Below are 9651 nucleotides of genomic sequence, written 5' to 3' on the forward strand. Positions count from 1 at the left end.
GACGGCGTGTCGCGCCGCCAACCTCATGATCGACGCCGTGCGGGCCGGCGGGAGGGGCGGTGGTCAGCGGGTGTAGGTCACCGTGAGCAGGAGCAGGGTCGTGACCAGGCCGGAGGCGGCCACCAGGATCATCGGGCGCGGCGTCAGCACCGCGTGGCGGCGGTCGGCCAGCAGCCGGGCCGGCGCCAGCCCGATCACCGGACCGAGCAGCGTCACCACCAGCGCCAGCACCGGCAGGCCCACCGCCAGATCACCGCTGGAACCGGCGGCGAGCGCCCGCGCACCCACCCCCAGCGCGTACGCCACCAGCGCCCCGCCGATGCCGCACGCGACCAGCAGCGGGTTCACCGAGCCGGGCAGCTCACCCGGCGCCCCGGTGCGTTCCAGCAGCTGCCGGACCGCCCGCAGCAGCGGCACCGGGTCACCGGCGGCGCCGCGTACCGGGCCGGGCGGGTCACCGAGCCGCCGGGCGCCCATGCCCAGCCGGGCCCGCAACTGCGTCCACAGGTGAGTCACCTCGCCGTCGACGCGCTCCACCAGCCGGGACGCCTCGGCCACCTCCGCCTCGGCCTGCCGCACCTGCTCAATCGCCTCCGCCACCGCCCGTTCGGCGGCGGCCACCTGCTGGGCGTACCAGGTGTGCGCCTCGGCCCGCTGAGCGGACACCCGGGCGGTCAGCTCGGCGAGCCGGCGGATCTGCGCGTTGTACGTCTCACTGGCAACCGGTTCGTTCATCGGGAGGGACCATAAGGGATGATCACCTGTCCGGTGCGGTGCACCGCCCGGTCGAAGTAGAGACCGCGCCACGGCCGGGGATACCAGTCCGGCCCCCCGCTGCCCGGATACAGCGAGGAGCCCAGCTCACCGCCCTGCACGTCCAGTGCCACCCAGGCGCCGATCTGATCCGTGCGCGCGCCCGCGCCGCCCAGGTCGACCCGCATCCGGGCCACCCCACGCCACCACGCCAGCACGTGCGTACGCCGTTCCGGCCCGTCGTGCAGGATCCGGCGCAACTGCTCCAGCCCGGTCCGCGTACCGGCCTTGCCGGCGAGCGCCGCGGCCGCCGCGTCCACCGCGAACAGCAGCAGAAAGTGCGGGGTACGCGCCGCGCCCGGCGCGCCCAGCCCGTCACCCACCTCGGCCATCAGCTCCGGCACGGTCTCCTCGTCGTACCAGGAGGCGTCGCCTTCCAGGTCCTCGTACAGGGCGCGGGCGGCCGGGTCGGCGTCCGGGTCCAAACAGGCGATGGAGAACCGGGCGGTGCCGGGCCGGTACTGCCGGGCCAGCGACCGGGCGGCCGCGTCGAGCACCGCGCACGCCTCGTCCACCCGGGTGCCCAGCACCGCCAGGTTGCGGCCGGGCGCGCGGGGCAGCCGCAGCGCCGCCGAGCGGGCCTGCACGTCGATGATCTCGCCGAGCAGCGCCACCGGGCTGCGCGGCACGCCCTGCTCCGGCGCGGTCAGCGCGCGGAAGTCCGGCGCGTCGGCCAGCTTCGGGATCGCGTCGCCGTCGAACAGCCGGGCCGGCGCGGCGTCCTGCGGGCGCATCCGCCACAGCCGGTGCTGAAGCTCGCTCCACGTCTCCCAGTCGCTCGCCGACGGGATCCGGGCCACCTCGTTCCCCTCGGCCAGGCCCGACTCGGCGTTGATCACCGCGTGGTGGCGGGGCAGCGACTGCGCCGCGTCGTTGCGCTCGGCCAGGATGCGCAGCGCCTTCGGCAGCGCGATCCGCAGCGTGAACTGGGCGACGAGCGCGGGCCGGCCCCACAGCGCCTCGATGCCGCGCACGTCCTGCGAGGCGAGCACCAGATGGATGCCCTGCGACCGGCCCCGCCGGGCCAGGTCCTCCAGCAGGTCGGCGGCCTCCCGGGCGACCACGTCCCGGCCGGCGAGCAGCGCCTGGAACTCGTCGACCACCGCCACGATGCGCGGCCAGTGCCCGTCCGGGTCCACCGCGCGCAGCTCGGCCAGCTTGGTGACCTCGTGTTTCTTCGCCGCGTCGGCGCGCCGGCGCAGCTCGTCGGCGAGGAAGCGCAGCAGCGCCAGGCCGAACTCCCGGTCGGTGTTGACGTTGATGCCGACCAGCCGCATGTGCGGCAGCCAGCTCGGGTCGCGCCGGCCCTGCGCGAACCGGGCGAAGGACACGCCCTCCTTGAAGTCCAGAAGATAGAACTCCAGCTCGGCGGGGGAGTAGCGGGCGGCGAGCGCACCGATCCAGGCGAAGATCAGGTTCGTCTTGCCGGTGCCGGACGGACCGCCGATCAACGCGTGCGGCGGGTAGTCGCCGAGCGTGAGCAGCACCTGCCGCCCGTGCGGGCCCTCGCCGACCGGGGCGCTGAGCCCGTGCGCCGAGTCCTCCCGCCAGTACTCGTCCGGCGGCGGGAGCAGGTCGGTGAACGGCGTCGGCGGCGGGCCGGCGGCCACCCGGGAGGCGACGGTACGGCACGTCTCGGTGACCAGGGCGGGCGGCGGCGGCGCGTCGAGCACCACCGGCAGCCCGGCCACCCGGGCGTCGTCCGGCTCCACGGTGACCCGGGTGACGGTCGGGTCGTCCGGCAGCTCGATGCCGCGGACCACCAGGTGCACGCCGCAGGCGGCCCCGGTGCGTACCACCCGGTCGAGCTGGCCGCGCTCGTGCCGGGACAACTCGTCGCCGCCGAGCAGCACCGCCACCCGCCACGGCTCCGGGCGGCGTCCGGTCGCGGCGGCCAGCTCGCGCAGCGAGCCGTACTCACCGGCGAGAACCGTGGCGTTGATCCGGCGGATCTGCTCCACCAGGTCGTCCAGCAGCCGGCCCAGTCCGCCCGGCCCGACGAACGTGAGCAGCCCGGCCGTGCCCAGCGGCGCGAACCCGGCCAGGCCGCCGCCCAGGTGCTCCGGGTCGTACCCGTACAGCCGTACCGCGCCCGGGTCGGCCCGCCCGACCGAGCGCAGCAGCAGCGCGGGCACCACGGCGGCCAGCCCGTCCCGGTCGCCGCCGCCCAGGTGCGCGTGCCCGGCGTCCAGGAGCGGGACCAGCGCCGGCACCGGTTCGGCGCCGTCGAGGCGTACCGTGCCGACGCGCAACGCGCCGGGCGGCTCGGACCGGCCGGCGGGCGTGGCCCGCCAGCGGTCCCAGGGCGCGGACGCCGCGCCCGGCGCCTCCCGCTCCGCGGCGGCGGCGGCCCGGCGGGCCAGCTCGGCGAGGCGGGCGGTGTGCCGGGCGTCGATCTCGGCCAGGCGCCGGTCGCGGGCGGCGCCCACCCGGGCGGGCACGGCCGCGGCGGCCTTACGGGTACGGGCCAGCCGGTCCCGCCCGGCGGCCAGCTCGGCCTCGGCGGCGGTGAGCCGGGTACGGGTGGCGCCCAGGGCCTCGGAGAGCATCCCCCGGACCCGCGTCACCAGTTGCGCGCGGACGTCAGCCACGGGATGGCTCCCGATCGTCGGTGTCCTTGGGCAGATCCCGGCCGAGCCGGTCGAGCAGTACGCCGGCGAGCACGCCCGCGGTGACCGCCGGGTCGGCCGCGTGCGGCTGCTCCGCGTCGTCGTCGCGGCGCGGCGGGGGCATCCGGCACACCCGGGTCAGCAGCGTGTCCAGCACCGGCCGAGGCAGTCCGGGCAGCAGGTCGCGGACCCGGGAGTCCAGCGCGCCGCGCAGCCGGGGCAGGTCGTCCGCGCGGGGCGGATGGCCGAGCAGCTCACCGGCCAGCTCGCGCAGCAGCGGCGGGGTGATCGCGGCCAGCCCCAGCCCCACGTCGGCGTGCGCCCGGCGCAGCTCGCGGTGCAGCCGGTCCCGGTCGCCGGAGCGGATCCCGGCGACCACCCGGCGCAGCAGCTCGTGGGAGTCCTCGACGCGCTCGTCCGGCTCGTCCGGCGCGCCCTCCCGGCCGCCGGTCAGCTCCGCCACCCGCACCGCCCACCAGCGCCGTACCGCCGGCTGCTCGCCCGGCTCGGCGGCCGGGCCCGGTGCGGGCGGGTCCTCGCCGCGTGGCGTGTCGTGCTTCGGCGGCCGCTCGCCCGGCGGCGCCGGCCGCGCGCCGTCCGGCGCCAGCCCGATCGCGGCCAGGTACGCGGTGAGCTGCTCCTGCGCCACGCGCAGCGCGTAGCCGGCGGTCTCGGCGTGCTCGGTGGCCGAGGACAGCTCCGGCACCCCCATCGGGTCGGACGACTCCTGGCGTACCCAGCGCAGCCGCTCCTGCGCCTGGCCGAGCTTCTCCAGCGCGGCGGCGAGCTGTGCCAGCGGCAGTTCCTCGGCGGCGGCGCGCACCTGCGCGCCGATGTCCTCGACGATGGACACGGCCGGCCTCAGAGCGTCGCGACGTAGATCTGAGCCTGCTCCACCGCGACGAGTGTCGCGGCCAGACACTCCTCCAACTCCTGGCCGGCCTGTGTCAGCGACGCCTGGGCCGCCTCGACCGTCTCGTGGCCGCTGCCCTCCAGCGCGCCGGCCAGCGTCTGCTGCGCCTCGGCCAGCTTCTCGCCTGCTGCCTGCACCGCTGTCTGGCCGTCACCGATCTGCTGGAGAGCGACATCGATGGCGGCCTTCAGCTCGGCGACGCTCGCCACGGGGACCTCCTGGGGGCGGAAGAGATCTCCATTACAACCCATCCCGGCGGGTGGACGAACATCCACCCTCGCGGCGTTGCGACCCCGGTGTCCGGTTCCGGTCCTGACGTGCGCGAAGACCTCGCCGCTGGTCCCGTCGGCGGACTCCTCGGTCCTGCGGACGGGACCGGCCGGCCTAACGGCCCAGCCAGCGCGGGCCGCGTACCTCCGCGCCGAGCGCGGTCACCCGCTCGCGAAGCTCCCGGTCGGCGGTGACGACCACCCGCCGCCGATCAGGCGCGGCGGCGACCAGCTCGACCATCGTGTCGTCGCCGGAGCCGGGTGCGGAGACGACCTCCACGCCGGGCCCGGGCGCCACGTGCCGGGCCGCGCCCTCCACCACCAGCACCACCTGCACCGGCGGCGGCAGCTCCGGCGGCACGCCCGCCTCGCCGACGGGCGCCAGCGCGTCGCGCAGCCGGGCCGCCGCGCCGGCCCGGTCCCGCCACCAGCCGTCCGGGCGCGAGCCCACCACGTTCGCGCCGTCCACGATCAGCAGCGGTCTGCTCTCCATGCCCCCAGCCTGCCATCCGGCCGCGTTTGTCGCGCCGACCGCCGGGTAGCCACCGCCGACCGTGCCGCGCGCGCCAGGTGCCGGTCGTGCCGACTGACTGCGGAGGACGAGATGATGGGACCGGGTGACTTCGGCAACGACCCCTGGGACGAGTTCCTGGCCCGATACTTCGGCCGGGGCGAGGGGGGACGCCGGCCGGCGCACCGGGTCGACATCACGCGCCTGATGACCGCGGACGCCCGGGAGATGCTCGCCGACGCGGCCCGCCGGGCCGCTCAGAAGCACAGCAACGACCTGGACACCGACCACCTGCTCTGGGCGGCGTTGCAGCGCGAGCCGCTGCGCGACCTGGTACGCCGGGCCGGCGCCGACCCGGACGCGCTGCTGGGCGCGCTGGGCGGGCGCGGTGAGGGCGCGCCGCGCGGCGAGGTGCCGCCGAACCTGTCGTTGACGCCGGCCGCGAAGCGGGCGCTGCTCGACGCCCACCAGCTGTCCCGCGCGATGGGCGCCAACTACATCGGTCCCGAGCACATCCTTATGGCGTTGCCGCTGAACCCGGAGTCGCCGGCCGGCCGGATGCTCGCCGCCGGCCGGATCCAGCCCGAGTCGTTGCAGGCGGCCAGCGCCGAACGCGGAGCGACGAACGCCCCGCGGCCGGACCGGGGCACCCCCACGCTCGACCAGTACGGCCAGGACCTCACCGAGCTGGCCCGGATGGACCAGATCGACCCGGTCGTCGGCCGGGCCGACGAGATCGAGCAGGCGGTGGAGATCCTGTCCCGGCGGACCAAGAACAACCCGGTGCTGATCGGTGAGGCCGGTGTCGGCAAGACCGCGATCGTGGAGGGCCTCGCGGAGCGGATCTGCGACGGCGACGTGCCGCAGACGCTGATCGGCAAGCGGGTGATCCAGCTCGACCTGTCCGGCCTGGTCGCCGGCACCCGCTACCGGGGCGACTTCGAGGAGCGCCTGAAGAAGGTGATCGACGAGATCCGCGCCCACCGCGAGGAGCTGATCATCTTCCTGGACGAGATCCACACGCTGGTCGGTGCGGGCGGCGCCGGCAGCGAGGGCGGGATGGACGCCTCGAACATGCTCAAGCCGGCCCTGGCGCGCGGCGAGCTGCGGGTGATCGGCGCGACCACGCTCGACGAGTACCGGCGCAGCATCGAGAAGGACGCCGCGCTGGCCCGCCGGTTCCAGCCGGTGCTCGTGCCCGAGCCGACCGTCGACGACACCATCTCGATCCTGCGCGGCCTGCGCGACCGGTACGAGGCCCACCACCAGGTCCGGTTCACCGACGAGGCGCTGGTGGCCGCCGCAGAGCTGTCCGACCGGTACGTCACCGACCGGTTCCTGCCGGACAAGGCGATCGACCTGATCGACCAGGCCGGCGCCCGGGTGCGGCTGCGCACCCGTACCCCCGCCGAGGACGTACGCGAGCTGGAGCAGCAGCTCGACGAGACGCGCCGGGACAAGGAACAGGCGGTCTCCGACGAGCAGTACGAGCGGGCCTCAGCGTTGCGCGACCGGCTCGCCGAGCTGGAGGACCAGGTCCGCCGCGCCCGTGGCGACGAGGGCCCCAGCCACGTACCCGAGGTGGGGCCGACGGAGATCGCCGAGGTCGTCTCCCGGTCCACCGGCATCCCGGTCACCCAGCTCACCGAGGAGGAACGCGACCGGCTGCTGCGCCTGGAGGGGCACCTGCACGAGAAGGTGATCGGGCAGGACGACGCGGTCACCGCCGTCTCCGAGGCGGTACGCCGGTCCCGTACCGGGCTGGCCGACCCGGACCGTCCGATGGGCAGCTTCCTGTTCCTCGGCCCGACCGGCGTGGGCAAGACCGAGCTGGCCCGCGCGCTGGCCGAGGCGCTGTTCGGCGAGGCGGACCGGATGGTCCGGGTGGACATGAGCGAGTTCCAGGAGCGGCACACGGTCAGCCGGCTGGTCGGCGCCCCGCCCGGGTACGTCGGCTACGAGGAGGCCGGCCAGCTCACCGAGGCGGTACGCCGCCGCCCGTACGCGGTGGTGCTGCTGGACGAGATCGAGAAGGCGCACCCGGACGTGTTCAACATCCTGCTCCAGGTGCTCGACGACGGCCGGCTCACCGACAGCCAGGGCCGCACCGTGAACTTCAAGAACACCGTCCTGATCATGACCAGCAACCTCGGCTCGGAGCTGATCACCGGCACCCAGCGCACCGTCGGCTTCGCCACCGGGGCGCCGGGCGAGCAGGAGAGCGACGAGCTGCGGGAGCGGCTGATGCGCCGGCTCCAGGAGAACTTCCGCCCGGAGTTCCTCAACCGCATCGACGAGGTGATCATCTTTCAGCGGCTGGAGGCCGAGCAGCTGCGCCAGATCACCGGGCTGCTGCTGGAGGAGACCCGCCGCCGCATGCACGCCCAGGACATCCAGGTCGACTTCAGCACCGCCGGCGTCGACTGGCTAGCCGAGCACGGCTACCAGCCCGAGTTCGGCGCCCGACCGCTGCGCCGCGTGATCCAGCGCGAGGTCGACAACCGGCTGTCCCGGATGCTGCTGGAGCACGAGGTCTCACCGGGGCAGAAGGTCACCGTCGACACCCGCGACGGTCAGCTCGTCTTCGACGTCGCCGCCGGTGAGCGGGGCTACACCCCGGCCACCACGTCCCATCCCCGATGACCGGCCGGGGTCCGTCCCGGCCGGGCCGGGACGGACCTCCACCGAAGGACCGGAGGGCGGACATGACCGAACCCGACGAAGTCCCCGACGACGACACCGGGGCCGGTGAGCCGATCGAGGCGGCCCCGACGGCGAACCCGTCCCGGGTGCGGGTACCGCCGGAAGGCCTGAAGCAGCACACACCGAACGAGGGCGAGCCGGCATCCGGGCCGCCGCCGGGAGAGGAGGCGTGATGGTACGCGAGGCGCGACTCGACCCCGAGGTCGAGGTGATCTGGGACGACTTCCACGCCGAGGTGAACGTGCCCTCCGAGACGCTGCGGCAGTGGCTGCTGACCCGCGGCTCGGGGGAGGAGGCGTTCGGTCCGGACCCGGGCCTCGACCTGCCCGAGCCCGGCCGGCAGATCCTCGCCGTGCTGCGCAAGCGCAAGGTGGACCTCACGCCGGAGGACATCGAGGTGATGCGGGAGGCGATCACCCGGATCCGGGAGCTGACCGCGCAGCGGCCACGCCGCGGCAACGCCGACGACGAGTGGCGACACGCCCTGCTCGACCTCGGCCACGACGTGCTCGTCGAACGCTGAGCCGGTACGGCGGCGCCCGGGCGGATCACCCGCCCGGGCGCCGCCGGCTACTCCGACTCCAGGCTGGGCAGCCGCAGCCCGGCCGCGTCCGCCGCGGCCTGCCGGTCGGCCCGGGCGCGTTCCTCGCGGCTGAGCAGGTTGGCGTACTCGGTCACGTCGGCCGGACCCGGCACCTCCGGCAACCGGCGCAGGAACGCCTCCACCTCGGCGGAGGCGGTGGTGTGCGCGGTGGCCGCCTGGCGCAGCAGCTCCCGCTGGTCGGCGGCCGGATACAGATCAGTCATGTCGCCGGTGATACCCGGGTTCAGGCGATTCGCACCCCGCCCGAGCCGTTGGGCTGCACGCCGAACTCCGGGTGCGCCAGCAGCCAGCCCAGATATTCCGGATGGTTGGCCAGCGCGTCGGTGTACGCCGCGACCGCCGCCGCCAGCACCGGCTCGGCCACCGCCGCGGCCGGCACGTCCGGATGCCAGCCCAGCAGCAGCCGCCAGCGCAGCGGTGTGCCGGCCAGCCGGCGGGTGACCAGCCCGGCCACCGGACGGAACGTGGCCTGGCACAACGCCACCGCCTCGCCGGCGTCCACCAGGTCCAGCGCGGCCCGCACGTCCGCCTCGTACACCTTCTTCGGAGTGAAGCCGGCGCGGGCGCAGGCGGTGGCGAAGCAGTCGCCGAAGCAGCCGTCGCCCGGCGCGGCCACCCACCGCTCGCGGCGCAGATCGACCAGGTCGACCTCGGGCCTGCCGGCCAGCGGGTGGGTCTGCGGCAGCAGCACGCAGATCGGCTCGACCGCCACCTCCCGCCAGCTCAGCCCGAACCCCGCCGACGGGGCCGAGTCGCCGCACACGCCGGTCAGCGCGAAGTCGAGCCGGCCGCCGGCCACCATCTGCGCCAGTTCGTCCACCGACCAGGAGCCGTACGTGGTGATCTGCGCGTCCGGCCGCTCGGCGGCGAGCCGGTGCACCAGCCGGCCCAGGATGGGGCTGTTCACCCCGCCGAAGCGGTACCGGCGCAGCGGATCGCCCGCACCGGCCATCCGGGCAGCCTCGTCCCGCAGGCCCTTCATCGCCGGCAGCAGCACCCGGGCCCGGTCCAGCACCAGCTCGCCCAGCGCGGTGGGGCGCGCGCCGCGGCGGTCCCGTTCGAACAGCGGCCCGCCCAGCGCCCGTTCGATCCGCTGAAGCTGGGCGGTCAACGCCGGCTGGGCAAGGCCGAGCGCCGAGGCGGCCTTGGTGACGCTCCCCGTCTCCGCGATCGCGCAGACCACACGCAGGTGTCGCAGCTCCAGATCCATACCGTGACGGTAGGACCAC

General features: G+C 75.3%; 10 protein-coding genes. 3 read left to right on the plus strand and 7 right to left on the minus strand.

What is annotated here, in order from left to right:
• Positions 1-63: 63 nt before the first annotated feature.
• From GA0070562_RS29190 to GA0070562_RS29210, 5 genes are all read right to left on the minus strand, one after another.
• Positions 64-735 carry a hypothetical protein gene (locus GA0070562_RS29190; protein WP_091428008.1) on the minus strand — a complete coding sequence of 224 codons (672 nt, stop codon included), beginning with the start codon at positions 733-735 and terminating at the stop codon, positions 64-66.
• Positions 732-3404: an FtsK/SpoIIIE domain-containing protein gene (locus GA0070562_RS29195; protein WP_091428010.1), complete on the minus strand. Its 2673-nt coding sequence runs from the start codon at positions 3402-3404 to the stop codon at positions 732-734. Before GA0070562_RS29195 ends, GA0070562_RS29190 begins: the two co-directional genes overlap by 4 nt.
• Complete coding sequence (locus GA0070562_RS29200) at positions 3397-4275, minus strand: hypothetical protein (RefSeq protein ID WP_091428012.1); 879 nt, start codon at positions 4273-4275, stop codon at positions 3397-3399. The genes GA0070562_RS29195 and GA0070562_RS29200 overlap by 8 nt, the downstream gene beginning before the upstream one ends.
• 8 nt (positions 4276-4283) lie before the next feature.
• On the minus strand, positions 4284-4544 hold the full coding sequence (locus tag GA0070562_RS29205) for a hypothetical protein (RefSeq protein WP_091428014.1): 261 nt from the start codon (positions 4542-4544) through the stop codon (positions 4284-4286).
• A 175-nt stretch (positions 4545-4719) separates the two neighbouring features.
• The gene (locus GA0070562_RS29210; RefSeq protein ID WP_091428015.1) at positions 4720-5097 is read right to left on the minus strand and encodes a hypothetical protein; all 378 of its coding nucleotides are present in this window, start codon (positions 5095-5097) and stop codon (positions 4720-4722) included.
• A 111-nt stretch (positions 5098-5208) separates the two neighbouring features.
• On the opposite strand from GA0070562_RS29210, the gene GA0070562_RS29215 reads away from it, so the two are divergent.
• From GA0070562_RS29215 to GA0070562_RS29220, 3 genes are all read left to right on the plus strand, one after another.
• A complete protein-coding gene (locus GA0070562_RS29215) occupies positions 5209-7758 on the plus strand; it encodes an ATP-dependent Clp protease ATP-binding subunit (protein WP_091428017.1) in 2550 nt (849 codons plus the stop codon).
• A 62-nt stretch (positions 7759-7820) separates the two neighbouring features.
• Complete coding sequence (locus GA0070562_RS30445) at positions 7821-7991, plus strand: hypothetical protein (protein WP_175438916.1); 171 nt, start codon at positions 7821-7823, stop codon at positions 7989-7991.
• On the plus strand, positions 7991-8341 hold the full coding sequence (locus tag GA0070562_RS29220) for a DUF3140 domain-containing protein (RefSeq protein WP_091428019.1): 351 nt from the start codon (positions 7991-7993) through the stop codon (positions 8339-8341). Before GA0070562_RS30445 ends, GA0070562_RS29220 begins: the two co-directional genes overlap by 1 nt.
• A gap of 47 nt (positions 8342-8388) precedes the next feature.
• On the opposite strand, the gene GA0070562_RS29225 is transcribed toward GA0070562_RS29220, so the two are convergent.
• Together GA0070562_RS29225 and GA0070562_RS29230 are read right to left on the minus strand one after the other, a co-directional pair.
• Positions 8389-8625, minus strand: a complete 237-nt coding sequence (locus GA0070562_RS29225) for a hypothetical protein (RefSeq protein WP_013476980.1) — start codon at positions 8623-8625, stop codon at positions 8389-8391.
• Positions 8626-8645: 20 nt separating this feature from the next.
• Complete coding sequence (locus GA0070562_RS29230; protein WP_091428021.1) at positions 8646-9632, minus strand: LysR substrate-binding domain-containing protein; 987 nt, start codon at positions 9630-9632, stop codon at positions 8646-8648.
• Positions 9633-9651 lie beyond the last annotated feature (19 nt).

The sequence above is a fragment of the Micromonospora tulbaghiae genome (genome assembly GCF_900091605.1).
GTDB classification, from domain to species: domain Bacteria; phylum Actinomycetota; class Actinomycetes; order Mycobacteriales; family Micromonosporaceae; genus Micromonospora; species Micromonospora tulbaghiae.